This is a genomic window from Robertmurraya massiliosenegalensis JC6, assembly GCF_000311725.1.
Taxonomy (GTDB): domain Bacteria; phylum Bacillota; class Bacilli; order Bacillales; family Cytobacillaceae; genus Robertmurraya; species Robertmurraya massiliosenegalensis.
On record NZ_HE978514.1, the window covers coordinates 445136 to 471408 of the forward strand.

Here is a 26273-nt window from a genome sequence, read left to right on the forward strand (position 1 = left end):
GATATATTACAGGAAAAATTCCGCTTAATTAGTAAATAACTTGAAAACAAGCTTAAATAGCAGGAGAATTTCCGTCTATCAATTGAAAAAACGTGAAAATTGACGTTTTTGTTATACATAAGCGGAAATTCTTCCCCTATTTTCTCCAAAACCATCTCCATTATGGATGTAACAGGAAATTCTCCGCTTATCGTACTGTAGTGGTTACCAGATTTAAGAGAGCAGCCTTGTTTTGGCTCTTAAAACAATGCCATCTGTTCCTGTTCCCCTAGTCTTACCATTGCTTCAGGGTCATTGTCTTTAAAGAATGCGGTTCGGATTTCTTTATTCTTGGTCATGATTTTTGTTTCTCCGCTTGCTGATTCTCTAAGGCGACAGCTGTAAATGACAGGAAAATATTTTCGAATAAACTTCCCTTCTGCATGAGCAGTAAGGGCGATAATTTGAAAACCTAATTGTTCAGCAATAAAGAATACTGGATCTAACACATGGTCACTTGATGCTTTTCCAAAAGGATTGTCGACAATAACTGTTCGATGACGCTTTTGGTTTCCTTGTAGTGGTACTCTCTTTTCTGCTAAATAGTTCAGAATGCCAAGGAAGAGTGTCATGTTTTTACTCCATTTTTCTCCACCAGACCAAGCATTTGATTTTTCCCAGCTAGTCAGTGCACCGCTTACTTTTCCATCGTTGCTGACTTTTCTACACTTTACGCTGATATCTTTTTCTTTCATCACATTCTTCAGTAACTGTTTTGTATGGAGCCATTTTTCAATTTGTTTGCGAATTAGCGACTCGTCTTCTTTTCCTTCATCGTCTCTATATTCTTCTTTATCTAGTTGGATCACCATCCAATCGATATGATGACGGAGGGCTTCTTTTCCTTCTTGCTCATCCCAATCTGGAACCGAGAAGATATAAATGTCTTTTGTTTTATCCTCCACTTTCACACGCGTTTGCTTTGGAATTAACCTTAATTCATCTGCAATGGTTTGGAGATAAAGATGCAGATGGGAAATGAATTGTTGCAACTGCTTATCATGCTCCCTCATATCTTCCTCGGCAATCTTTACTGTACGATAAATCCGATCGCTCATTTTTTCTTGCCACTCGATCACATCGTCATATGTCGTTTTATGTTCAATCCCTGTGATACATGTATTTCGTAGTTTAATGTCTATGATGTGATTATTACAGAACTTAACGAAATGTCCTTTTTCTTCATTTCTCTTTTTTTCCAGAGAGGTCACTTTATCTTGTATAGAGGTGATGGTTTTCACTAGCTCTGAAATAATCTTCATTCGCTTATACGCATAATCGTTTTTTATTTGATCTTCTAATAGATGTTCACGGACATTTTCATGTAAAAAAGCAAAGCGCATATCTTGCTTCTCTAGTTCTACGATGGCTTTCTCAATGATCTTCTCTAAAGTCTGATATCTCTTTAGTTCACTCGTTAAAAACTGATATCTTTCATCCAATCTTTTTTGCTCAAGCTTAAGTTGTTCCTTTACCTGTGTGAGAGACTCTTTAAACACTTCGATTTCCTGGTAAACTTGCTGAAAATCATCTTTACGGAGGTCATATTCATTTTTGGCTTTATTCCACGCTTCCCAAAGTCGATCTACTTTAGGTTTCATTGACTCCATTCTTTCTTCTTGTTTCCTAATTAACTGACTAAGCCGGATGATTTCTTCGTCCCCATGAGCTGGAAACTCGATTGCATCAACTAATCCGTATTGTTGTATGAACAATGTCTTTTCTTTGCTTAGCTCCTTAAGCTTCTCTTTGACATTTTGTAGATTACTTTCTATTATTTCTCTTCCTTGTTGCCTATCTTGTAGCTTATTACTTAATGATTTCCGTTCTTCTACTAAAAGTTCCTTGCTTTTGGCAGCGTACTTTGGTTGAGCATCCATGACTTCTTTATAATAGGCATCACCCTTTAAATTATATAGTGGCTCCTTAGCCAAAGTTAATTGTGAAACTAATGCACTAAGTTCTTCCTCTAGATTTGCATGAAGCCTCCCAGAGCGTTCCAGCCTTTTAGATACTTTATCGATTTCCTCGCGAATTTTTATTAGTTCCTGCTTAAAAAACTCAAAGTCTTTCTTTTTCGAAAAGTAATTTCTTCCTTTCGAAAGCCGAGCTTCTAAGCCTTGATAAATATCTCTAACTTCAGATAATCGCTTTTGATAATCGACTGTCTCTTTTTCTTTCTGTTCAATTTGTATCGTTCTTTCATGCAATACCCTTTTATGTTTTGCTTCTTCATCAGAAGCTATTTTAAACTGCTCTTTTAATTCAGCGTACTGTTCAAACGGATACTTCATTACAAATTCACGAACTTTTGACAAAATTGTTCTCCAGCTGTGAAGTTCTGTTTCTTTTTTCAATCGCTCTTCCTTTGATTGATCCGCTAACTTTTGAACCTCCATTTTCCAATCCTTAAACTTCTCATTAGACAGATTTTCCTTCCAAATACGAGGAAAAATATGCTGGTCACTGGATTCTTTCTGATCACGAATGAGCATCCGTGCTTCTTCTTCCGTGCAAATATAGACTGGATGTGTCATCTCCATCTCGACAGAAAGTAGTTTCTCTCGTAATTTCTGTATTTCTGATTCTGTCACAATGAACGTAATAGCCCAATACGGATAAATAGAATGATAATCCTCTATTGCATCTCCCAATGAACGGGCAGCCTGTTGAACGAAATCGGCCCCTAGCTCAAGATATGCAAACTGATTTCGCCAACGATTTTTCCAAATTTCGAGTTTCGGGTCAGCAGTAAATGTAGTACTGTTTGCATAGTCATCTGCAGATCTCGTTGCTTGTCTTTCTTTAAATAAGAGTTCTTCTTTTTCTCTTAATAACTTCTCTACTTTTTCCTCAAGCTGAGTAATCATCGTTTCTTCTTTTTCATAAATCGAAGTGTAATGATGCCATTGAGGCATTTGAACAATCACTTCAGATAAAATCTCGTTTTGCTGGTCTTCAATTACGTTTATTTGTTGTTTGTACGTGATTGTCTCTTTGCGGAAATGTTCGTATTCAGCTTGTATAATTGGCAAAGTATTTTTAAGCTCACGTTTTGTTTGCTCCAGTTCTTTTATATGTCTTTCAAAAGAGATGATCTCTTTATCGTAATTCTGGTAGTCATGCTCCCATTTTGGAAATTCATCCTCTACTCTTTCTTTTAAAGGATTAGCCAAAATCTCTTTTGCCAATTCGAGCATATCTTTTTCAACGAACTCTTTCCTACTATTTTGATCCGTTTCTTTTAGTTGCCAGTTTCTTATCTCTTGTTCAAGACCACGTAATTCCTTTTTACTTATAGTAATTTCATCCTGCTTCCGACCTTGTTGCAACTCTATTTGCTTAATATCTCTTTGAATTTTCTCTTCCTCATTAAGGAAATACCCTTTCAAATAAGCCGTATTGTCTGCTAACTGTTCCTCTAGGTCGCTCGTTTCTTCATCTCTTTCTAGTAAATTTAACTGCTCTTTAAAATGGCTTTGCAATTGTTCATTTCTTGTTATTTCCCCATTCACCTTCGAAACTCTAAGCTGTGCTAATCGGCCTTTTTTTACTTTTCCGTCCTGCACTAGTTGTTCTAATTCATCCTGCTCCATTTTGTATTTTTCAAAGGCTTCATCTCTCTTTTGCTCTAAAAGTGTAATTTCATAAGATTTCTCCTTACGCTCCCACTCTTTCTTTTCAGCCTGCCAATCTTCTAGGTTAGTCTGAATTTTTGATAGAGTTTCTTTCGTTTCTTCTTGCTCTTGCTTTGTATGAAGATATAGAGCTTTCGCATTCACTTTTTGTTCTTCTAATTGTTTTTCTACTTCGTCTAATTGTTTAAAAGAAGACACGTAACTCTCAATTTGCTTTTCTACTTGTTTGTTCTCTTCGATCACTCGTCTTAACCGTTTATGTGCTTTAAAATGCTCACGCTGCTTCTCAAAAGTTTGGACGAAATCGGTAGAGCCTTTGCCAGCAATCGCTTCTTCTACTGTCGGGATCAGTAACTGGTCAACAAGCTGTGAAGTCGTTTTACAACCATCAAAAAAGCTCTCTACTCCACCTTCTGAGCTATTAATAACCGCAATTTTTTTCCATTCCGAAGCAATGATTTTAAATCGTTCCTCTAAATATTGATGATAGCCTTTCACCGTATCAAATGTATTTGCTTTCAATGGATGTGTGGATTTCATCATAGAATAATATTCATTCATCTCATCACGGTTTGCAGGGCGTACCTTGCTATCGACACTCTGCCTAACAAAGGGTAGCTCCTCAATTCGATGCTTGTCCCCTTCTTCATACTCATAGGTATAACGATATGATTTTACTCCCTCTTTCGCCATAAATAAGGTAACAGCTGTGAGCCCATAGCGCCTCGGCTTTTCATTGATAATCCATTCAATCGCAATATGCGCACTCGAAGATTCTAATGAAAGAGTATCCTTCATTTTACGTTCTGCAAGTTCCGCATTGGGGAGAATCGCCTGGATAGCCGTCTGAATAAATACGGTCTTTCCACCCCCATTTTCTAACAAAATTGCACCATTGTGGCTATCAAAAAGGAAAATGTCGTCATTATAACGTTTTGCTCCACCTTCATAGACGACATTGGTGAATCTAATTTTTGAAATCGAAGGCATCTACACTTCCTCCTTTCGTTGAGCAAATGAATAAATAAATTCCAAAATCCCTCGGTTGTACTCCAACTCCATAAAGTACCTTTGAACGATAACCTTTGCTTTTTCCGTCAATTGTAACTCATCATTTCCGATGTCTTGAACTAATTCTTGAGCCACTAAAAATCGTTTCACCGTATGGAGAAAGCTAAGTCGACTAATTGTTCTTCCTGTCTGTGCCTTTGCAGTCTCTTTTAAGTCATCCATATCTGCCCATTTTTCAATAATGGCACCCCAGCTGTATTCATATTCTTTTTCTAACTCTTTTAATTCTTCCTCATCAATGGCTTGTAATGCTTCTAGTCGTTCATTTACTTGCTCCAACCAGTCACTCATGGAAATGAAATCACGTGTAGGCTCCGTTGTTTGGTAGCTATCATAGAATTCTCCAATAAGGATAATGATCGTCACATACATGAAATATATATCTGCGTTAACGGTTCTTCCAGTAAAATAGGTTTTCTTCAACGTGTCATTCGATATATGAAAGGGAGAATTAAGTGCTAATGGAACAAAATAGAGGCGTTCACCAACAGAGAAAATCGTACAATCTACTTCATTAGCGAATTGATCAACCAATCCTCGCACTTTGTCTTCCGCTAAATACAATCGAAGTTCATCGCCCTCGCTATATCCTTTTTGACTAATTTTTGCGTAAATTTGAAAGGCCTTTATCACGTCTTCTTGTCTATAATCCATCATTTTCACCTACCCTTAAACGCAACACCATATTCTGAATGGAAAAGCGCTCCGTTGCTTTTATAATTTCTTGTATTTCTTCCACTTCGATATAGGAATATTGGTGTTTAATTAATTCTAAAACCTCTTCGAATAATGATTCATGGCGGTCATCTGTTTTTTCATACATGATGGGCGAACGTTGATGCATCACATACCAAAATTGGTAAAAAATCCGTCTATTTAACCATTCCCCATCTTCCTCACACATCCGCCCAACTACTTCTTTTAACGTTATTGTATCTCTACCTTCCATGGCTTTTAACACGAGCGTCATAATCTCCCCAAATTGTTTTCGAACCTTTGCATTCTCTAGCTCCTGTAGTTCCTCATCTGAGAGATCATCAAAGTCAGTCGTGCGCTCAATCCCGTCCTGGGTTTCAATTCGTTGCTCTGAAAAAATAACGAGCGGTGACCACGTTTCACTTTGTTCAATCGTTAGAAATGGTTCGATTAATCGTTTCGATGTGACTAAAGGCAAAGGCTTGCTTGCTAGTGGTGCGGCGATCTCTTGCTTAAAGTTAAAGGAGTCAATTCCAACATAATAGAGAGCTTCCTGTGCTGCATGCAACGCAGTCGTTTTTAAATCAATGCTTTCCTTCAATAACATCGTATGATCATGATGAACTTCCCCTAGCTCTCGATCAATTTGTAAAATCAACTCATACGCTTTTCGATCTTTTTCCGAATTCATATCGTATGCTAAGCGGTTCTTCGTATCTTTTACAAATGTATGCAATTCACTAAATTCTTCATTTTCTCTGGTGAGTCGGGCATTAATATCCTCAACCATTTGTTTATATCGTTCATACGTTTCATCAGATATAATATTTCGTTGAATTTCATGTTTGACAACAGTCATTCGATTACGCAACGATTCCACATCAATATGCATTTCATCAATTTGTCTTAACGCTCCTACAAATTCCCCTTTTTCTAATTGCTTCCTTAAGACTAATTGGTTAATGGACAACTGAAACTCGGTAAAATACTCTTTCGTGGCAAAAACGAGCTCTAACCCTTGGTCAGCTAATTGATAATATTGAGTATTCGTACCCATATCTGATCGATCAGCTTTCAATATTGATAACTGGACCGATTCATATTCTCTTGTTTCCCAGTTATAAAAGGTCTTTTCATTTCGCTTTCCGCTTGGGGGACGAAAGGTATCCACTACGTTTCGCGCAATTTTTTCAAAACCTTCTAGCGATAATACATATTTTCCTTGATTTAGTTCATATAAATACTGGGCTAAATCCTGTATACTCGTTTTTTTGTTTCGAATTAGCATATTTTCAAAGAAAAATAAGAGCGTTAAGAGACCATAACCGAAGTAATCAATCGGTTGATTATTTTCATCCTTCTCTCGCTTATTTTCTAGTCGGAATAACGGATCGAATAACGCTAATCGCTGCATACGTTCACGATAATTTTCCGTTATCCCTTTTAATTGTGTGTCCATAATGCCTTCCTCCAAATAGTATGTAACTCTTCCTTCGCTAACGCTTCTTGAGGATAATAACCATTTTCTTTGAACATGGATGCAATTTTTTCTTGATCTTCCTCATTGAAATATTGTAAAAAATGTTGAACCGCTGCATCGTTTCTTGTCTGGTTTTCTTTCCCTTTGTAGAACGGTTTTCGAATGATTGCCTCATAAAAATCGGTCGCTAATTTCACATCATATTTTTCATGAAGGTGATGGAATATACTAATCCCCTCATAATCTAAGTCTCCAAAATAGTAAATATCATGTTGAATATCTTTATTCGTAAGCCCAAGTTGTTTCGTTAATTGATTCAAACTTGAAGCAATTTTCCAACCTGAACCATAGATTAATGTAGTAAAATCAGTATCTCGTAATTTATCGAGTAATCCTGTATAGGTTGCTTTATTTTCAACAACGAGGTGTCGATGTACACCATGTTTCGATAGTAATTGGGTCGGGTTTAAGGCAAACATGAGTGGATCTGGCGTCTTCATTATTTTTAACTTATCAAATAGATTTATTTTTTCTAATATGGATTTGCCACCCTTTTCATCTATCCATTTCTCGTCTTTCATTAATTCATAGGAACGTTCCGAACTATTCGTATAGGTAGTAGGTAATCCATTTCTCTGTAAATACTCATTGAGCTTCCATATCCATGGCTGATCCTCGCTCCATTTCTTTTTAGCTGCAGAGAAATAGGGCCGTAAGTCCATAGCAGGATGAACTTTAAATTGCATCTCTTGAATTTCTTCAATTAATGGTTGCTTCACTTTCCCTTTTTGAATGCGGAAACGATTTGGCAACCCGCACCAATTTACGCCATGACTTTTTACAGCGGTCAAAAAACCTTCATCCATTAATATTCGAACGTTCGCTGCAAAATCATCATACGTATTCTGTGGTCCTGCTACCTTTTCTAGGTCACTAAGTGTGATCGTGGACCTTTTTGCTTGCTCAAGAATGGCAACTAAATTCTTTTTCATATTATCATCTCGTCTTTCCAAAGATTTCGTATATGAAACGGATCGTCAAATTACTTCCTATATACTGGTATTATATAATAACTAGATCAGGATCCATCGGAATTTTCGTGAAACTTTCTTATAATCAAAAAAATAAAAAGCACATCAAAAAGAGCCATTAGAAGTCGGATTCTTAGGCTCTATTTTTCGATATGGTGAAACTCGCCAAACCTCTAGTTCTTGTTAACAGCCGGAAAGCGAATGGTTGCGGTGGTTCCCTCACCTTGTTTACTTTCAAAGTCAATGATGCCGTTATATTTTTCAACGATATTATAGCAAATCATCAAACCTAGGCCTGTTCCCTTGCTTTTTAATGAATAAAAAGGTGTGCCGAGTGATGCAACTTCCGCTTCTGACATTCCTCTGCCACGGTCAATAACTTTTATGATCACAAAGTCATTTTCCACTTCTGCTGATACTACCACGAGATCACCTATTTTCGAAGCTTCAATCGCATTTTTAATAAGATTAATGAAAAGTTGCTTTAATTCTATAATGTTAGCTGAAGTTTTACAGTCGCCTTTGACCTTTAATTCAATCCGGTTATCATGCAAAAGTCCATAGGAGTGCAGCAAATCTGTAACACTTTGGAGAACTTCTCTAACATCCACAATTTCCGTTATTTTCTCTTGTTCTGGCTTAGCCATAGATAAAAATTGTGAAATTACTTGCTCCGCTGTATTTAATTCATCGATCATTAAATTAAAATGTCGCTTTCGCTCTAGCGATGTTTGTTCCTCTCTAAACAATTGTAAAAAGCCTTTTACCACGGTGATAGGATTCCGGATTTCATGAGCGACAGCTGCTGCAAGCTGTCCAGATGTCTTTAGTCGTTCAGACTGCTGAATTTGTTCATAATATATTTGCTGTTGCTTCATTCGCGCATTGGTTAAATGAAAGATGAAATAGACAATGACTTGGCTTGCAATAAAGTTGATGAAATTCCCGATTAAATCTAGCTCCAAATTGACATAAGCATGATCATTACTAACACACAGAACATACGTAAACAAAATCAATATTAATATCGCATTTAAATAGAGGGAGAAATAAAAGAGCTTAGAATTGAAAAATAGAATCGATAACGCTGGAATAAAACATAGTAGAATAAAATTAGAACTTGTTTCTGGATATAAAAGAAAAAGTGTATAAAAATAAATCGATGCCAATACAATGATACATATTCTAATTAAATCCGTCTCTTTCTTTGGATAAAGCAGTAAGCAAACAGACAGGGAGAACCCTGTGATTAATTGAAATACATAGCCCAAATCAAATTCATTTAGACGTGGATTGTCAGCGAATAAGCCCGTTAATATAATGGCAATGACCGTCCAAACAATACTATAGTATATTTTTTTATTTAATTTACTTTCAATTTCCTTCATGGTTACTCCTTACTTCTTTAACTTTGGCTATTTTCGTATAGGTTGTGGTTTTTCGTAAAAACCCAGAAGCCGGTTTTTACCTGCTATACATTAAATGTGCGACGGCACTTTTCGCTTCCTCTCTTTTTAGTCCCTACGAGGAGATATAGGCATTTTATGAACTTATTATTTTCCAAAAGCAGCAATATTTGCGAAAAGAGCTTTAACTTTTTATACCATCTAGACTATACCATTTTTTTATGGATCATTAGAAGAGAAGGAGAATTGTTTGAAATAAAAAACCAAAAATATGTAAGAAATGATTTTAAACTTACATACTTTCGGCATAATGATTTCTATGATGGGACAACTATACCCTTTCACTAAATTTACTATTAATTCTTTCCATAATGCGTATTTATCAAAATCGCTCAGTGATCATGATGGTGATGATGACCAGATGTAACAGCTTTCGCATTACACAAAATCGAATTGTCGTGTAGATGGGCAACTGTTTCTAATTGAATCGTCATATGGTGAATATTCTTATGCTCAAGATCATGTTCGATTTCAAGGAGCAATTGTTCACTTTCAGCAATGGTCATTTGAGCATCAACAACAGCATGGCAAGATAATGCATTTAATCCACTTGTAATGGACCAAACATGTAAATCATGAACACTAACAATGCCTGTTTTATTTTTGATTGTATGAATCACATCGTCAACATCCACATTTTGTGGCGCACCTTCCATCAAGACATGGAGTCCTGACTTCGTAACATAATAACCACTACGCAATACAAGTGCTGCAACAATAACACTTGCCAATGGATCAGCCCATCCCCAACCGAAAAACATAATCAGTAAGGCCGCAACGATGGCCCCAATGGAACCTAGCATATCGCTGATCACGTGCAAATAGGCTCCACGCATATTTAAATTTTCCTCTACATCTCCACCGCGCATCATAATCCAAGCAACAAGTATATTGACAAGTAATCCAATCGTGGCGATGATCAACATCCCACTTGAAGCAATGTCAGGAGGATTTTGGAAACGCTGAATGGCTTCATAAAAAATATAGATGGCAATGAATACGAGTGTCACACCGTTAAGAACAGCTGCCAGTATTTCAAATCGTTTATACCCATATGTTTTACTATGGTTAGCAACTTTTTCTCCTAGTGTAAATGCCAATAAAGCAACTCCAAGTGAAATGGAATCACTTAACATATGTCCAGCATCCGATAATAATGCAAGACTATTGGTAAGAAATCCCCCAATCGCTTCGATAATCATATACCCTGTAATAATGATAAAACTGATCATTAATGTCTTTTTATTGGCCCCATGCGTATGGTCATGCCCATGGTTATGTCCCATTTTAAGTTCCTCCAAACAAATTAATGATGTGTAGCATGCTCAATTGCTTGCTTCAGTAAGTTCATGATGTGGTCATCGTCTTCCGAATAAAATAAAGTTGTTCCTGCTCTTCTATATTTGACCAGTCGTAAATTTTTCAAAAAACGTAATTGGTGAGAGACCGTCGATTGTCCTAAATTTAGTGTCTCTGCAATATCATTAACGGAATGTTCCCCAGTACATAATAAGTTCAAAATGCGAATTCTTGTTGGGTCACTTAAAGCTTTGAATGTTTGCGAGACTACAAATAATGTCTCCTCATCCAAATCCCTCATCCCTTCTTTACTCTTTCCTTCATACTTCTTCTCATCACTCATTATTATCACCTCTTACATTCTATATATGAGCATATGTTCATATATAGATTACAGGGCTCTATCTAAAATGTCAATAGGAAGCTCTCATCATTCATTCTTAATTTACATAATGATTAAATCATTTTTCATGTTAAAAAAACGATGTTTGCAAAGAAAGCAAAAAATAAGCTGTATTAAAAGATCATCACCGATGACCTTTTAACACAGCTTTGCACCTTCTATATTTTAAATCGATTCAATAATTCTCTTAGTTCTTTTGCAATATGCGCAGCTTCTTCTATAGAACCAGTTATGTCTTCTATTGACGATAACTGCTCCTCTGATGATGCAGCAACTTCGCGAATATATAGGGATGACTCAGAAGATGTATTTAAATTTTCATGAATGACTCCCTCCACATCTTTCACCTTCGAAAGTAGGTTTTCAATTTCTATGAAAATTTCATCTACTTCTTTTGTCGACTCTTCCGTTGAGTGATAGACGCTTTGTAGGCTATCATTTACCTCTTTTAATCTTTCCATCCCTGTTCCAAATTGGCTCGTACCAGATTCAATCTCCACAACTGCATTTGTTGTCTCGGATTGGATTTCACTTACAAGTTCTGAAATCTGTTTCGCTGACCTTGCAGATTGCTCCGCTAGTTTTTTCACCTCATTCGCCACAACTGCAAATCCTTTCCCATGTTCACCAGCTCTAGCTGCTTCTATGGACGCATTTAAGGCAAGTAAATTCGTTTGCTCAGTAATGCCCGTGATCATTTCAACGATATTGCCAATCTCAGATGAACGATTTCCTAATCTCCTAACAATATCAGATGAATGTCTTACAGAATCCTGAATCTCGGACATCTGCCCAATCAACGATTTAATCTCTTCATTTGCCACTTCCACTTCTTTGTACGCATTCTTTGTCTTCTCAGATACTAATGAAGAGTGGTCTTTAATTTCTGATACGCTTTGCGTAATTTCCGTAATCGATTCAAGATTTTTTTTATTACCTTCTTCTTGCTCTGCAGTAATCTCTGCAGACATTTGCACATTTTTCGTAACATCACCTGATAGTTGCACCATTTCCTCTGCACTTTCAGATAAGGCGGACGTATTCTCTGAAACGGCCTCTCCTTTTTGGAGAACGCCACCCACTAATTCCTGTAAACTATTAAGCATGGAATTAAAGTTCGTTGCTAGATCCCCAACTTCATCTTTTCTTTTAATTGTTAATCTTTGCGTCAAATCGCCTTTATCATTTGCCAGTTCTGCGATTCGTTCATTTATCTCATTAATTGGTTTGAGCATTCTTCGGTTAATGACATAACTAATGATTGCACCTATTACAATGAAGACCATCGTAATAATTATAAAATATTTCAACAATGAAAACGCATCAGCATATGCCTCTTTTGTTGGAACGGAAGCCATAATCCCCCAGTCCATCTCACTTGCTTTGCTGTAGAAAATTAAACTATTTTCGCCATTAAATTTCGTTTCAATGACATCTGTCTCACCACTAATACTTTTTTCAACTAATTTATCTAAGTCACTATTTTCATAGTCAGCTATTTTCTTATTAATTGTATCTTCTTTATTTTGACCAGCAACAATCGTGCCATCGTTCGTAAAGACTGTTACATATCCACTTTTCCCTAATTGAATGTTAGAGATAATATTTAATAGGCTTTCAATCGGAGCGCCACCAGAAGCGACCCCAACTACTTCTCCGTCATAGCCATATACAGGAGTGGACGTTAATACGATAGGAGCACCATTTAGACTTGGCGTTTCTGAAGGAACTGGATCATAGGCTTGTGTAAGCTCATTCATTCCACCTAAATAATGAGGAAAATCATGAGCAGGAATCTTCGCTCCGCCTAAGTATAAGAATCCTGCTGCATCAATAAAAGCAAAGCCATCAGGGTTATCCATTCTTTCGGCAATTCTCATTCCTAAAGCATCTGCCTTTTCTACATTCCCTGCTTTTAATTCATCCGCCTCAGCCATGTACTCCATTGCGTCTTCTTTGCTCTTGATCCAAAGATCGATATTCGCTTTCACAGATTCAAGCTGATCGTAGGCTTGAGCTTCAAACCGATCATAAAGAAAGTCTTTAGCCTTGAGGTAACCAAAAGCAGAAATACTAATCATGGAGATCGTTATTAATAAGCTTATGACTAAAGTATTTTTAAACACTAATTTCACTATTGTCACTCCTTTTAACTTATAAACAGAAAAAAAACCACCCCGAAACAAGTGGATTTATAAAATAAAACCAGCTTATTCGGTAACCCAGCCGCCATAACAACTTTCGCTTTAGGCCTGTGGCTTTGCGTCCCCATCTTTCAACAGGTTTGCCATTTCGTAAGGATCTATTAAATTTATTTTGGACAGTTTATTCTAGCATACGGTAGGGAGTTCGTACTAGTAGAGTTTTGGGGGTGGGGGGAATTACCAAAATGCGGTGGCCGTAATCATCTCCCAATGACAAATGTCCAAAATAAGGATTTAAAGCTATATGTCTTAATTAATTCCTTTTTTGAAAAACATTTACAAATAATTTATATTATACTAGTTAACAAATTGAAAAGTGGAACATGGAAAAAGGTTTATAAATATGGCTATGATAAAAACGAAAAAAGTTTCTATTCACTATTTTCAAAGTAATCCACGTTTTGTATATTATGGTAAAGTCAAAAGTGGTTGGAGTGTTAACTAGTAATATGGATCCTTTATTATTAAAAGCTACAAACAAAGAAGATTTAGAAAAAGTAATACTTTTAAATATTATTGGGTTGATTGAGGGAATAAATGAAAATTTGATCACAATAGAAGATGCTGAAAAGATATTATTTAGCCCTTATATAATGGAATTAATAGACACTATGGGCATTTCAAAAGAAGTATTAGAAGTTATACATTTAGGAACGGAATTAGAAGATGTAGAAAGTTTAATACCTGAAAAATTACTCGAATGTTTAAAAGAAATTAAAGAAAAAAGTATAAATTTATTAGAAAAAAGAAAAGGACATAAATTTCAAGATAGAATAATAATAAAATATTAAAATAACTTAAAAATAAGTCAGAAAGCTTGAGTGAATGCTAGAAGCCCATACTATCCACTTCCTGAATCGAAAGTGGAATCGTATGGGTCTCATATCTTCACCGTGGTAAACTTGTAATCCCTCAATATTTTAGCATCTAAAAATCACTATCCACAGAATTTATACATTTACTCCAATCGGGCGATCTGCTGGCTCCTCTTCCTTATTGACAACCGGCTTTTTCGACCAATAGGTTGCAAGAATCGGTCCGGAAATATTATGCCATGCGGCGGCTAGCACGCTTGGGAGTGCCGCTAATGGGCCGAAATGTGCTGTTGCGAGTGCGACGCCTAATCCGGAGTTCTGCATGCCAACTTCAATGGCAATGGCACGGCGATTGACTTCATCCTGCTTAAGCATTTTTCCTGCAAAATAGCCGAGTAGCAGTCCAAATCCATTATGAAGCATGACTGCAGTAAAGATGAGAAGTCCGGATGTGGCAATCGTTGCTGAATTGCCTGAGACAACTGCGGCTACAATTGTAATAATGGCGGCAACTGAAATAAGAGGTAATACCCGCAGACTCTTTTCCACTGCAACAGGGAAAAATCGTTTAATGATTAAACCTAAAACAATTGGAACGATGATGACCTGCACAATTGACATAAACATCGAAACCGCATCAACTGGCATCCATTGACCTGCAAGTAATAGGAGAATCAATGGCGTCATGATCGGTGCAAGTAAAGTTGAAATGGATGTCATTGCGATCGACAAAGGCACATTTCCTTTTGCCAGATAGACCATCACATTAGAAGCTGTTCCCCCAGGTACACAACCAAGCAACACCAGTCCTGCTGCTAGTTCTGCCGGTAAGTTCATCAATTTTGCAATGGCAAAAGCAACCAGTGGCATGATAATGTATTGCGCACATACCCCGATTATGACAGGTAGAGGTTTCGTCAAGACGATTTTAAAATCTACCGCCTTCAATGTAAGTCCCATTCCGAACATGACAACCCCGAGTAAGATCGTGATATAGCCCCCTAACCCTAAGAATGGTTCCGGGAACATGAAGGCAATAATGGACATTATGATCACCCAAACAGCAAAATATTTTCCTGCAATCGTACTAACCGCTTCCAATACCTTCATCTCATCACACTCTTTCTTTTGTCTTTATAATTTTATTGGGATTAAAAAGATTATCTGGATCAAGCGCTTGTTTTATTTTTTCCATAACTTGAAGAGCTTGCCCGTGTTCTTTTTGCTGATATTTCTGCTTTCCAACCCCTACTCCATGCTCTCCTGTACATGTTCCACCTCGTTTGAGGGCATAAAGGACAATTTGTTCATTGAACTTTTCAGCACGGGCAACCTCATCTGGATTGCCCATATCGATCATCAGGAGAACATGATAATTCCCGTCGCCCACATGGCCGAGGATTCCTCCATTAAGTCCTAACGCATCTACCGCCTCCCTAGCATGACTTATCGCATCAGAAAGTTCCGAAATGGGAAGACATACATCTGTCACCATCATTTTCTTTCCAGGATGGCCGTGAATATAGGCATATGCAAGATTATGTCGCGCTTCCCACAATCGATTTCTTGCTGCTGTGTCTGTTTCAAATTCAATATCAAGGCAATGATGTTCTTTGACAATTTCTCTTGTGAACGCCACATCCTGTTTCAAGCCAGCTTCATTACCATGAAACTCCAAAAAGAGGGTTGGGCTTTCCTTATAGCTTGTGTCACTAAAATCATTTACTTGTTTCATGGATGTCTCATCAACAAGTTCCACCCTGGCAATCGGAACACCTGCCTGCAAAATCGAAACAACTGCTTCGACCGCATTATTTAATGTTGGAAAAGAAGCTCTTGCCGCCATGATATGTTCAGGAATCCCATATACTTTTAATGTTAGTTCTGTAAAGCAGCCTAACGTTCCTTCTGAACCAACGAATAGCCCATTCAAATGGTAACCAGATGATGACTTAGCCGCTAGATTGCCTGTATGGATAATCTCTCCATCTGCCAACACGACTTCAAGATCACGTACTTGATCTCGCATTACTCCATATTTGACGGAAGTCGTTCCACTGGCATTCGTTGCCGCCATGCCACCAAGCGTTGCATCAGCCCCCGGATCGACTGAGAAAAAAAGCCCATACTTTTTTAATCCTTTGTTCAACTGCGTACGAGTCACTCCAGGCTGTACCCGAACAAGAAAATCACTTTCACGTACTTCTAAAATATGATTCATCCGTGAAAAATCAATTGTAATACCGTTTTCATATGGGATAACATGCCCTTCCAAACTGGATCCTAAGCCAAAAGGTACGACTGGAATCTTATAGTTATTTGCTAGCTTCACAACTTCACTAACTTGCTTTGTTGTTTCTGGAAATACAACAAGATCAGGCAAACACTCCTCATGGTATGATTCATCTCTGCCATGCAATTCTCTAACTGTCTGATTTTCTGTTACCTGCTCCTCAGAAAGAACCTCTTTTAAAGCGTTTACAAAATTTACAGTATCTGTTCCCATCCTATGCTCCTTCTTTCTTCTGAAAAAAATTGGTTAGACCAATTGAATAATTGGTCCGACAAGTTACATCAATTATACTAACTTATCAGAAAAATTCAATAATTTTATTTTATGATTCTTTAAATCTTGCTTCATCGATTTGAGATTTGATACATTTAGAGCAGTTTAGCGCAAGCTATTTAGAAATGAGGTAACGGGAAATGGCAGAGAAGAAAAAGGCTTACCTAGTTTTAGTAGATAAAATATCAAAATACTATTTGGCAGGAAATCATAAATCGGGTGAACGACTACCTTCAGAAAGAAAGTTAGCCAGCCATTTCAATGTCAGCCGAACAACGATTAGAGAAGCTCTAAGAACTTTGGAACAAAATGGGCTTATTGAAATTCGACCTGGAGGGGGAAGTTACATTAAAGTAGCTGACTTCCAATCGAAAAAAGAAGAGTTTATTACAACAATTAAATTTGAAAATCCACGCGTTTTCGAAATGCTCGAATTAAGACGTGCATTAGAAGTCGAATCTGCCTTCCTTGCAGCAATGCGCGCCACTTCAGTAGATCTAGAAATACTTCATACAGCTTTGAATCAGTTGACAATGGCCCAGAGGAATCCTGTGCTTGGGCTAAAAGCAGACCTTGATTTTCATATTGGAATAGCCAAGGCCACCCATAACTCTATTTTTATAGAATTAATTGATACTCTCAGAGGACATATGGAAGACACGATTAAGGTAACTCAGAAACATCGCTTTAAAGACCCGTCACGTTATGCTGATACATTGGAGGAACATAAGCAGATTTACCTTGCGATCGCATCCGGAAATGCTAATCAGGCAAAGGAATTGATGGAGGGCCATATTACAAAGATCAGAGCAGAGTTGGCGGAATCGATGGTGGTTGATATGTGCGACTAAAGAAAAACAAAGTTGATTTCATATAAAATTTCAAAAAATGCGAACATATGTGCTATAATTTATTCTATAATAGTTTGACAATTCAAGGATGGTTGGCTCACTCCTACAGAAAGGGGTGATGCCTGTGACAGTATTTGAAACACTAATGTTTGCCGTAACATTCGCAGCATTAATCATAACAATACTCTCATTCAGTCATAAAAAATAACCCATCATTGAGTTAGCCGCTCAGATGGGTTACTTCTACCACTGTAGCCAGCCCCTTGAAGAGACCGACTATTATGTTGGCTACTTGATGTCGGGGCATCAGGTAGTCTTTTTTAAACTTCATACTAATTACCTAAATTATACAGAACTTTTCTTGGTTTAACAAGGAACTTATAACTCTTGCACTACACAGAGTTGAAACCTGAAATCTCTACTTCATATACGTTGATGCCTAGTGGATAGTGATTTTTCGCTACTCTTGCAGATTTTAAAGTACTCATCTACTGAAACATAACCCTTCCGATAAGATTCACTGGCATCCACTTCCTTAACTAGATAACGTTACTTGGATATTAACACATCCTAGAGTGATTAAAGGATGCTTACTTTATCTGAGTTTCACTTCGTATCATTGCTACTATTGCTGTTTTAGATAGATACGAATTTCTATTTTAGTGCATGAAGCTTTTCGTTAATGCGGCGTTTTTTATAAAGCATTTTTCCTGTTTCTCCAATATCATGAATCATCGATTTATTAATAAAAGAACCGAAGATCATGCCTGCAATTGGAATCATTTGAAATAGCTTTTTCCAGCCAAAATTATCTCGGTAAGTCATGATGACTTCTCTCCAGCCTTGAATTTGCGATAACGTTTCATCTTTTGTTTCTAGTTCAGGATCTGAATAAGCCGAAAGCTCCTTTAACACCGCTTGCTTTCCAACGATGTCTGAAGACGTAAATTGTAGGCATTTCACGATAAAAATACGTTCCTTTTTATCATTTGGGTCATATCCATAAGCAATGGCAATTTCCTGAAGTGTTTTAAGAGAGATTCCTAAAAGGAGTGGAATATCAATCGACAGTGTAAAGATTCCACCTATTCCAGTTGTTGCTCCTTGTGTCATGGCAATGTTCTTTCTTGAATGAATCAATTCATCGCTCACTTCATCCATCATCACGATCGGTAATTCTGAAATCGTTTCTAAAGAAATATCCTCAACACCTGTTTTCTGTACATACTTTTTAATAATGCCTTTTTCATTCGTCAAATAACGCCCGCCTGTCTGTAAATAGCTTCCCAATTCATCAAGGGCTTGTCCTATTTTTTTGTGAATGAACTGTGGTGTAAGACGGTCAAGGAGTTTAAAGGGGAGACGACCTAGCCTCTCCCAAATCCATAGACCCTTTTGTTCTTCCTCCCACTTTTGTATGGCCTCTAATTCTTTTATGAGCTGATCTTTTGAATCCATTCTCTACTCTCCCTTAGTATCTTTTATTCGAAATAATCTTATCAACTTTTGCACAAATTCTTGAAAATCAAACGGACTGTCCTGCTTCTGGTTATACCATTTTCTCACCGTTTCGATAAGCCACAAAGGAACTTCCTTTCCATCTATTAAATCATAGTGCTCTTCATAGCCCTTTTTTAAATAGGTCCAGCGGTGGTCATTTCCTTCCTTTAGGTACTCGGAAACATCCAGAAGCTTCCCTCTTCCTTCATGTAAAAGAATATTTTTCAAATGAATATCTCTTGGATTCAATCCTTTTGAAATCGCATAGGCACGAGCTTCTTCTACGTCCGCAATCACTTGTCTTGGGATATGAATCCCTTTTAATAGACAATCGTAAAGAGTAATCCCTTTTTCATAGCTTAAAATAAGAAAATTACTACCTTTCCCATAATAAATCGGAAAATAGGGAGATTCACCGAGCCGTTCATATACTTGCTTCTCCCTTTCCATTGTTTCTAGCTTATCCGCACTAAATACCTTATACACATATTGTGTATCCCCTTCGATATGGAATACGGCTGCATCTGTCCCGACCCCTACACATTTTAATAGGTCGGAATCCCCTTTTACCGTCACAGGGTTATTATTCTTTGAAGATTGCACTTGAATATCCTTTACTACGTTCTCAATGTTATGATTCTTCAAATTTTCACCTCTAAATTGGTTTTCGTTTAAGTAGGTATGAACTCTTCCATTCTCTCATTTCACAAACTTATGGACTGATGCCCATAATTAGTTTATTAGTTGATCGAATTTTTAGTGACGTTTCATTTATGCGATTGGTGAACGGGTGTCGACACTAAAGATGAAATAGCAATACTTCTCGGTGGGTAGTGCACCTCTAGCGTAATCATGCTCACGACGAATAATTTGATGGTGACAATAAATGTTACGAACAAAGATAATCTCCTATGATCATCACGGTCCATTAAAAATGACTTCTCCTCTTTCTTGCATAGATTTTTCCAAATAAAAACAAAAAGACCTTCACCATATGATTGGTAAAGGTCTTGAATTCCAATTTATATTACCTTTACCGAATGGCAAAGGTCTCGCAAACAACTTTCGTTGCCAGTTAAGCCGGTGATCACATGATCACGTAATGACGACATAACTGTTAGCTACTCCCCTTTGGAGTATTTAACTTTTACATGTGTACAATCCTAACTCTAAGACTGTACATATATCATACTATGGATTTATCCTTGGCGTCAATATTCTAAGTATTGGATCAGTTTATGAAATATATGAATAGGAGAAATGAAAGTCCCTCTCGTTATCAGCAATGAATTGATTCGTATGAATTATAAATTGATTATATCAAAACCAAGTATGCTTGTATTTCGAAACTTGACTAGACGTTTGTCAAACCGATACTTTTCATTTAGCTGATCTACCATGACTCTTTAGTTCGGAAAGCATGCTTAGTTTATTATCATTAAGTAGCTATTTAATGACAATTGTAACTACTAACAAAAATAGAATTTGTCATACTAAAGGTAATGATAACAGAAAGGATGAACAATATGTCAATTGCTTCTATGCACGGTATTGTCAAACGTTATGGCTCCCATGTTGTGCTAGACTATATAGATTTAGATATTTATGAAGGGGAAATCATTGGGTTACTTGGCCCAAATGGGGCTGGTAAAACAACGCTAATTCAAGCTTTAACTGGAATGACCCCTATTGAAAGAGGAAAAATCAAGCTGTTTGGGCAGTCAAAAAGTCCTTTCTCCAATCAAATCAAGGAAAAAATTGGGCTTGTTACACAGGAGATTACAGTATTTGAAGAATTAACTGCAAAGGAAAACTTACAATTTTTTGCCGGAGTCTATGGACTAAAAGGAGAAGAGAAGAGAAGAGAAAAAGAGTAGAAGAAGCATTGGATTTTGTTGGCTTAACAGATAGCGGTAGGAAGAAGCCCAGCAAATTTTCAGGTGGAATGAAGCGAAGATTGAATATTGCTTGTTCACTGACACATCGGCCTAAGTTTCTAATCATGGATGAACCAACCGTTGGCATCGATCCACAATCAAGAAATTATATTTTAGAAGCGGTAAAAACATTGAGAGACAGTGGTACAACGATTTTATATACAACCCACTATATGGAAGAAGTTCAATCCATTGCTTCTAGAGTGGTCATTATGGACCAAGGTCAAATCATTAAAGAAGGTAAAGTAGATGAACTAATTCAAACGGTACAGCACGAAGAAAAAGTGAAAATTGATGTGACTGATCCTGAAAGAGTCCCCATTAACAGCTTAGAGAAGATCGCTGGAGTGAAAAAGGTTGTCGTATCTGGAAGCCAAATCACCATTACCCAGCAAATCAGGGCGTTACAAACAGGCTCAACGGTCTTAGATGCAGATGTTTTAAAAACAATCATGGAACCAGACAAAGAAGCGATGGAAGGCCTAACAAAGCGAGAATCTGATATTGTGGAATTAGTCGCCCAAGGTCTTTCAAACAAAGAAATAGCAGAACAACTCTTCCTAAGTGTAGGTACTATCCGCAATACACTATCTGTCATTCTAGATAAATTAGAGTTCCGTGATCGGACACAACTGGCGATTTATTATTGGCAAAGAAAACAAATATGAGAAGCTTATTTATCACACACTAAGTCATAAACAAGCTTCTCATTCATCGCCCACTCACCTTAACGCTTGTACACATTATCACTCGAACTACTCTACGAAGAAGTTTTTACTTCAGTCTCTCGTTCTTTCATATGTCACATTTCTCCCTGCTTCAATAAGTACTCACACACTTTGCTCGAATCGAGTCTGGCCGCAACATAAGGTGGTCGAATACCTTTAGCCCCTTCAAGTGGTAGTCCTAGCCACAACACTTTCTCGTCAATCATGACAAATGGAAACGGGAAACTGCTGTCTAGCCAAGTATCGGGGTTTCCCCACATTTGCTCTGAAATGAGGGTCCATTTTACATATGATTCTCTTTTACTTAGCTCTTTCACCCATTCTTCAGATAACGCCGTTCCTTCAGGCAATGAGATCAAAATGGATGTTCTTGCCGATTTTACGTCGAAAAAAACGGCTTCTAGTTTTAACGCATGTATCCATTTTAATTTTGTGTGCTGATTTTGTATCCATGTCCCAATTTCTTTTGTCGTGACGGATTGATTATGCCGAACTTGGTGATCAACGAGCTTCCTAAGTGTTTTTCCTTGAAAAACACGCTTTTCAATAAAATGTCTGTTGCTGACGTGGACAAATTTCCCTCTTGTTCGGGTAATCGCTACATTCAAAAGGCGTTCACTGTCCTTGCTCGTTAAAAGCATCCCTGCACGCTCTTGAGGATCACTATCGACGGTATCAAAGATCATCACGTCACGCTCACTTCCCTGGAATCGATGGACAGTCGCCGCAATCATATCCGCTTGAGTGCGTTCATTCTCAAACATTTCTTCGAGTAGCCATTCCATCAGATTTGCCTGCGCCCGGTATGGTGTCACGTATCCAATCGATTTCATTCCAGCCATGTAAGCTTCATAAATCAGCTGAAATGACAAAAGCAATTGCCAAAGATTAAATCTTGAATTCGTTGATTGATCAGAGATACAATGCAATCCCGTGAAACTAGTATCTAATAGCACTGCCGCTTGCTTTTTAAAAGGGGATCGAGCTACGATTTCATTTCTGCTTTTAGAAACACTTTCATGATCTCCCACTAAGGAGTGATAGATGTACTGATTGGTAAAAGCCGAAATATCAGGATGCATTCGCCGCTGTTCTTTTAACAAAAGAAGCTGTGGGTGAAGTTTTCCTTCATTCAATGATTCGACCACTCCTGATTGGTGAAACACATCCTCTTTCAACCATTTTTCCACAAGTGGCGCTCGACTTGATGCAATCGGAGGCAATTGCTTAAAATCTCCACAAATAATAATCCGCTTTCCCATTGTAGCTGCAAATGCCGCCTGTGGAACATAGGCCATGCTCGCTTCATCCAAAATGACAAGATCATATTCCTGTTCGTAAATCGCACTATCACTTGCTGCCTTTGCAAGCGTCGTCCCGACAATGAGAGCATCTTTTATGAACTCCATTTCCTTTTTCCGTACCTTATCCAAAACCTTTGCAATCTGTGTTTCAATTTCCAGTAGATGCTCCGAATCTCGTTTGCTAAAAGAACTGGCTAAATCTTTCTTTAAATGGCGCCGTTCTTCTATGAGCCTCTCTCGGTCTTGGGCAAGGAGTGGGTCCTTTTTCTCCATCAGCTGAGCGGTCGTGATTTCTTGATGGGTTTTTAGCGTATCTCCGACGTTCACACCAAACCGGATGACATCCCCTTCTCGGAATCGGTTTTTCTTTTTGATAAAATCCGTCACTTCCCCCATCAATACATCAACAGCTTGGTTACTATGTGAGAGAATCAAGACTTTTTTCTGTTGAAAATATTTGTTGGCTGCGGCTCTCGCCAAAGTATACGTTTTCCCAGTCCCCGGCGGTCCCCAAACGAACGTTGCTGGATTGTATTTTGAGCGCAAGACCAATTCATGGACATTGCTCTTAATCTTTTCTTTTGGATGCTTCGTTTGCACCGAAGGATTCATTAATCTTTTCACTCGAAGTCGCTTCTGCTTGCTCTTTTTAATGGCATCCAGCCTTTCAATTAATTGCTCGAGAAGCTCCCAAGGATCATGTAGTAAATAGGCATCCGAAATGAGGTCTCCAAAGCTTTTCTCTAGTAATAGGATCACACCTCTTCCCTCTGAAGATAGCACTCTTCCACTATTTTGCATCATACCCCATTCCAATTTAATCGTAGAACCAACGGGAATGCGTAAGGAGGTGACTGTATCAAAATAATAGCTATACCCGCCATCATTCGATAACAGCCGTCCATTGGTCACCATATAACGGCTTCCGCCAAACTTTTTCAAGTAATTTATTTCTTGTTGCAGTGCTTGCTGCCACTCTTTGATGTAGGTTTTTGTTGAAATCATTTGCTGCTCCTGTGTTTTGATAAATGAATGTATATGGATACCTATAATAGCATAGGAATTCTCATAAATCGAAAAGCAGCCTTTCCCTTTTCGTTTAATTTCTCCCCTATGTTCCTTGTGATTTTTAGTACCTTTAGGACCGAAACTTTCCATGTTCTTTTTTCGTATAAGGAGTTATAACAAAGTAGAATTTGGAGGTAATGAGAGATGTTTCATGATCCCGCTGGAGATTTTTTATTTAGCTTCGCTCCTATTTTTATCGGAATTGTATTTATTATTGTAATCGGAACCATTTTATTTTCCCTTTTTAAAGGTGTTAAGCAATGGAGAGTAAATGAGCAATCACCACGATTATCTGTACCAGCTCTAGTAAAAATAAAACGCACAAATGTTAGTGGACATACGCATCATCATGAGAGCCATCATAGCCACAGTTCAACAACGACCTACTTTACAACTTTCGAATTTGAAAGCGGAGATCGTCTAGAATTACAGCTATCCGGCTCAGAATATGGTCAACTGGCAGAAGGAGATAATGGCATTCTAACCTTTCAGGGTACAAGATATTTAGGTTTTAAGAGAAGTGTTTAAGGGTGAGAGTGGGGATGTTTTTTCTTCATTCCACCAAAAAAGGCAGCTCACCAAGTAGTGTGGGCTGCCTTTTTTATATTAATTCTTGAATTTGTTTCTTCAACGTGGGAATTTTATTTTGAACAACATCCCATACAATTCGATAGTTAATTGAGAAATATCCATGAATCAACATATCTCTCATTCCAGCCATCTTTCTCCACTCAATCTGTGCGTTTTCCTCTTTTATCTGTAAAGGAATACTCTTTGATGCCTCTCCTATAACCAATATGTTTTTTATGACTGCATCGACTACTAAATCATTCTCAACAAAATCATCAAATGAAAAGCCTTCTGTGTAGGTTTCAATTCTTATCGCAGCAGAATAAATATCCTCTAAAATGACTTTAGGCTCCCTCTGCATACTTGGCACTCCTTAAGATAGCTGGTTTAAGTGCTGGCTTAATATCATCGATAATGACCAAATCTATTTGTTTTTGAAAAAGATCTTCAAGATTAAGTTTTAAACCCATATAATTATCAAATGTCAAAGCAATTTCATCAAATTCAACTAATAAATCGATATCACTTTTATCCTTGTGCTCATCACGTGTATATGAGCCGAACAAAGCAATACGCTTAACACCATATGATTCTTTCCACATTTTCAAGTTTCTAGAAAGTTCATTAAGAATTTCTTGTTGCGATAACATAGTAATCACCGCCATCTTATTGGTTTCAGTACTTTCATTATAGCACTCTTACTATACTTTATTCGCTGCTAAATCAAAAACTCCTTTCCAACTAACACCATAAGATGATTATTATGCTTCAAAGTCGATTCGAACCTGATTGTTTAATCCTTACCATCTTATTCATATTTATTTTAAAAGGAGTTCTGAAACTTCCTCTGCTATTGGCCACTTCATGTCCTGAATCCATTCCATTAGAACTGGTAGCAAAGGAATTACTTCACTTCTATTTAGGCTCTTTAATTGCTTCACACAATCAAAATCAAACTTATCCCTTGGTAGATATTCAGCGTAACTTTTTATTCTTTCAGCTTTCAACTCAGGTTTTTCAATATTACTACAAATGTTTTTATATCCCTTCAATAAAGTAAGTACTCATCAATACCAACGCTGACATACTCATAATTCAAATTAATGATGTGAGTGGTCATCACCATTGTCATTTGGCACCTCTTGATTTTGTGAATTTCTCTCTAATTCCTCAAGCTCTTCTTTAGTAGCAGTTCCTGCAATAAATTGTTTCTTTGGCATTACGTGCATATCGCGTGCTGTTACATGGGTTTGGACGTAATATAAACCCTTTTCTTTAAATGTCTTTTGAATACTGTATACTCCATCTTTTTTATATTCAGCCTCTAGTAGCTCGCCTTCTTCCTGACTATTACCTTTCCAAATTTCAAACTTAACATCATCAGCATCTTCCACTACATCTGTACCTTGCGATACTTTAACACTCAATTCACTTTCTGTATGAAGGGGAATTCTTGCTGGAATCATGATTTCTGCATTTATAATTTGAGGTACTTCTTTAGCTTGTTGGCCGTTTTGTGCTGTACATCCTGACAAAAGGAAGAAAGTGGAAATTAACCCTAGCACTATTAATTGTAACTTACTCATTTTATGTTTGAGCCTCCAATT

The 26273-nt window shown here is 37.4% G+C and carries 22 protein-coding genes and 1 riboswitch; of the genes, 5 read left to right on the plus strand and 17 right to left on the minus strand.

The features are described from left to right. Positions 1 to 239 precede the first annotated feature (239 nt). The 8 genes from BMSHG_RS27140 to BMSHG_RS15750 form a co-directional block, all read right to left on the minus strand. Positions 240 to 4667, minus strand: a complete 4428-nt coding sequence (locus BMSHG_RS27140) for a coiled-coil domain-containing protein (protein WP_019155409.1) — start codon at positions 4665 to 4667, stop codon at positions 240 to 242. Beyond that, positions 4668 to 5405, minus strand: coding sequence for a DUF6063 family protein (locus BMSHG_RS15715; RefSeq protein ID WP_034658896.1), 738 nt, complete (start codon positions 5403 to 5405; stop codon positions 4668 to 4670). Then, on the minus strand, positions 5392 to 6903 hold the full coding sequence (locus BMSHG_RS15720) for a hypothetical protein (protein ID WP_019155411.1): 1512 nt from the start codon (positions 6901 to 6903) through the stop codon (positions 5392 to 5394). The genes BMSHG_RS15715 and BMSHG_RS15720 overlap by 14 nt, the downstream gene beginning before the upstream one ends. After that, positions 6888 to 7916 carry a Wadjet anti-phage system protein JetD domain-containing protein gene (locus BMSHG_RS15725; RefSeq protein ID WP_026073488.1) on the minus strand — a complete coding sequence of 343 codons (1029 nt, stop codon included), beginning with the start codon at positions 7914 to 7916 and terminating at the stop codon, positions 6888 to 6890. Before BMSHG_RS15725 ends, BMSHG_RS15720 begins: the two co-directional genes overlap by 16 nt. A gap of 212 nt (positions 7917 to 8128) precedes the next feature. Next, a complete protein-coding gene (locus BMSHG_RS15730) occupies positions 8129 to 9343 on the minus strand; it encodes a sensor histidine kinase (RefSeq protein WP_019155413.1) in 1215 nt (404 codons plus the stop codon). 410 nt (positions 9344 to 9753) lie between these two features. Beyond that, positions 9754 to 10707: a cation diffusion facilitator family transporter gene (locus BMSHG_RS15740; protein ID WP_019155415.1), complete on the minus strand. Its 954-nt coding sequence runs from the start codon at positions 10705 to 10707 to the stop codon at positions 9754 to 9756. A 20-nt stretch (positions 10708 to 10727) separates the two neighbouring features. Beyond that, positions 10728 to 11063 (minus strand): ArsR/SmtB family transcription factor, encoded by a 336-nt coding sequence (locus BMSHG_RS15745; RefSeq protein WP_019155416.1) that lies wholly within the window; start codon positions 11061 to 11063, stop codon positions 10728 to 10730. A 218-nt stretch (positions 11064 to 11281) separates the two neighbouring features. After that, positions 11282 to 13258 (minus strand): methyl-accepting chemotaxis protein, encoded by a 1977-nt coding sequence (locus BMSHG_RS15750; RefSeq protein ID WP_019155417.1) that lies wholly within the window; start codon positions 13256 to 13258, stop codon positions 11282 to 11284. Between the two features lie 78 nt (positions 13259 to 13336). After that, a riboswitch (cyclic di-GMP riboswitch) is annotated at positions 13337 to 13422 on the minus strand. 339 nt (positions 13423 to 13761) lie between these two features. Between BMSHG_RS15750 and BMSHG_RS26330 the strand changes: the two genes are divergently transcribed. Continuing rightward, positions 13762 to 14118: a DUF3969 family protein gene (locus BMSHG_RS26330; protein ID WP_187371859.1), complete on the plus strand. Its 357-nt coding sequence runs from the start codon at positions 13762 to 13764 to the stop codon at positions 14116 to 14118. A gap of 159 nt (positions 14119 to 14277) precedes the next feature. On the opposite strand, the gene BMSHG_RS15765 is transcribed toward BMSHG_RS26330, so the two are convergent. Together BMSHG_RS15765 and BMSHG_RS15770 are read right to left on the minus strand one after the other, a co-directional pair. Further along, positions 14278 to 15252 carry a bile acid:sodium symporter family protein gene (locus BMSHG_RS15765; protein WP_019155420.1) on the minus strand — a complete coding sequence of 325 codons (975 nt, stop codon included), beginning with the start codon at positions 15250 to 15252 and terminating at the stop codon, positions 14278 to 14280. A gap of 4 nt (positions 15253 to 15256) precedes the next feature. Continuing rightward, on the minus strand, positions 15257 to 16648 hold the full coding sequence (locus BMSHG_RS15770) for an FAD-binding oxidoreductase (protein ID WP_019155421.1): 1392 nt from the start codon (positions 16646 to 16648) through the stop codon (positions 15257 to 15259). A 200-nt stretch (positions 16649 to 16848) separates the two neighbouring features. Between BMSHG_RS15770 and BMSHG_RS15775 the strand changes: the two genes are divergently transcribed. Further along, positions 16849 to 17559 (plus strand): FadR/GntR family transcriptional regulator, encoded by a 711-nt coding sequence (locus BMSHG_RS15775; RefSeq protein ID WP_019155422.1) that lies wholly within the window; start codon positions 16849 to 16851, stop codon positions 17557 to 17559. 654 nt (positions 17560 to 18213) lie between these two features. On the opposite strand, the gene BMSHG_RS15780 is transcribed toward BMSHG_RS15775, so the two are convergent. Then, complete coding sequence (locus BMSHG_RS15780; RefSeq protein WP_019155423.1) at positions 18214 to 19017, minus strand: EcsC family protein; 804 nt, start codon at positions 19015 to 19017, stop codon at positions 18214 to 18216. Positions 19018 to 19020: 3 nt separating this feature from the next. Then, positions 19021 to 19704 (minus strand): protein kinase family protein, encoded by a 684-nt coding sequence (locus tag BMSHG_RS15785; RefSeq protein WP_019155424.1) that lies wholly within the window; start codon positions 19702 to 19704, stop codon positions 19021 to 19023. Positions 19705 to 20585: 881 nt separating this feature from the next. On the opposite strand from BMSHG_RS15785, the gene BMSHG_RS29125 reads away from it, so the two are divergent. Next, positions 20586 to 20936, plus strand: coding sequence for an ATP-binding cassette domain-containing protein (locus tag BMSHG_RS29125; RefSeq protein ID WP_262362277.1), 351 nt, complete (start codon positions 20586 to 20588; stop codon positions 20934 to 20936). 8 nt (positions 20937 to 20944) lie between these two features. Further along, positions 20945 to 21664 (plus strand): LuxR C-terminal-related transcriptional regulator, encoded by a 720-nt coding sequence (locus BMSHG_RS29305; protein ID WP_262362278.1) that lies wholly within the window; start codon positions 20945 to 20947, stop codon positions 21662 to 21664. 134 nt (positions 21665 to 21798) lie between these two features. Here BMSHG_RS29305 and BMSHG_RS15795 read toward each other — a convergent pair whose 3' ends face one another. Further along, on the minus strand, positions 21799 to 24033 hold the full coding sequence (locus tag BMSHG_RS15795) for an AAA domain-containing protein (protein ID WP_026073489.1): 2235 nt from the start codon (positions 24031 to 24033) through the stop codon (positions 21799 to 21801). Positions 24034 to 24240: 207 nt separating this feature from the next. Here BMSHG_RS15795 and BMSHG_RS15800 point away from each other — a divergent pair, with 207 nt between their 5' ends. After that, on the plus strand, positions 24241 to 24624 hold the full coding sequence (locus BMSHG_RS15800; protein ID WP_019155426.1) for a DUF2500 domain-containing protein: 384 nt from the start codon (positions 24241 to 24243) through the stop codon (positions 24622 to 24624). A gap of 73 nt (positions 24625 to 24697) precedes the next feature. Here BMSHG_RS15800 and BMSHG_RS15805 read toward each other — a convergent pair whose 3' ends face one another. The 4 genes from BMSHG_RS15805 to BMSHG_RS15820 all read right to left on the minus strand — a co-directional run bounded on the left by BMSHG_RS15805 (position 24698) and on the right by BMSHG_RS15820 (position 26252). Further along, on the minus strand, positions 24698 to 25027 hold the full coding sequence (locus tag BMSHG_RS15805) for a HepT-like ribonuclease domain-containing protein (RefSeq protein WP_019155427.1): 330 nt from the start codon (positions 25025 to 25027) through the stop codon (positions 24698 to 24700). After that, the gene (locus BMSHG_RS15810; protein WP_019155428.1) at positions 25011 to 25316 is read right to left on the minus strand and encodes a nucleotidyltransferase family protein; all 306 of its coding nucleotides are present in this window, start codon (positions 25314 to 25316) and stop codon (positions 25011 to 25013) included. The genes BMSHG_RS15805 and BMSHG_RS15810 overlap by 17 nt, the downstream gene beginning before the upstream one ends. 168 nt (positions 25317 to 25484) lie before the next feature. Next, positions 25485 to 25718, minus strand: coding sequence for a DUF5071 domain-containing protein (locus BMSHG_RS26340; RefSeq protein WP_019155429.1), 234 nt, complete (start codon positions 25716 to 25718; stop codon positions 25485 to 25487). A gap of 48 nt (positions 25719 to 25766) precedes the next feature. Next, positions 25767 to 26252: a FixH family protein gene (locus BMSHG_RS15820; protein WP_019155430.1), complete on the minus strand. Its 486-nt coding sequence runs from the start codon at positions 26250 to 26252 to the stop codon at positions 25767 to 25769. Positions 26253 to 26273 lie beyond the last annotated feature (21 nt).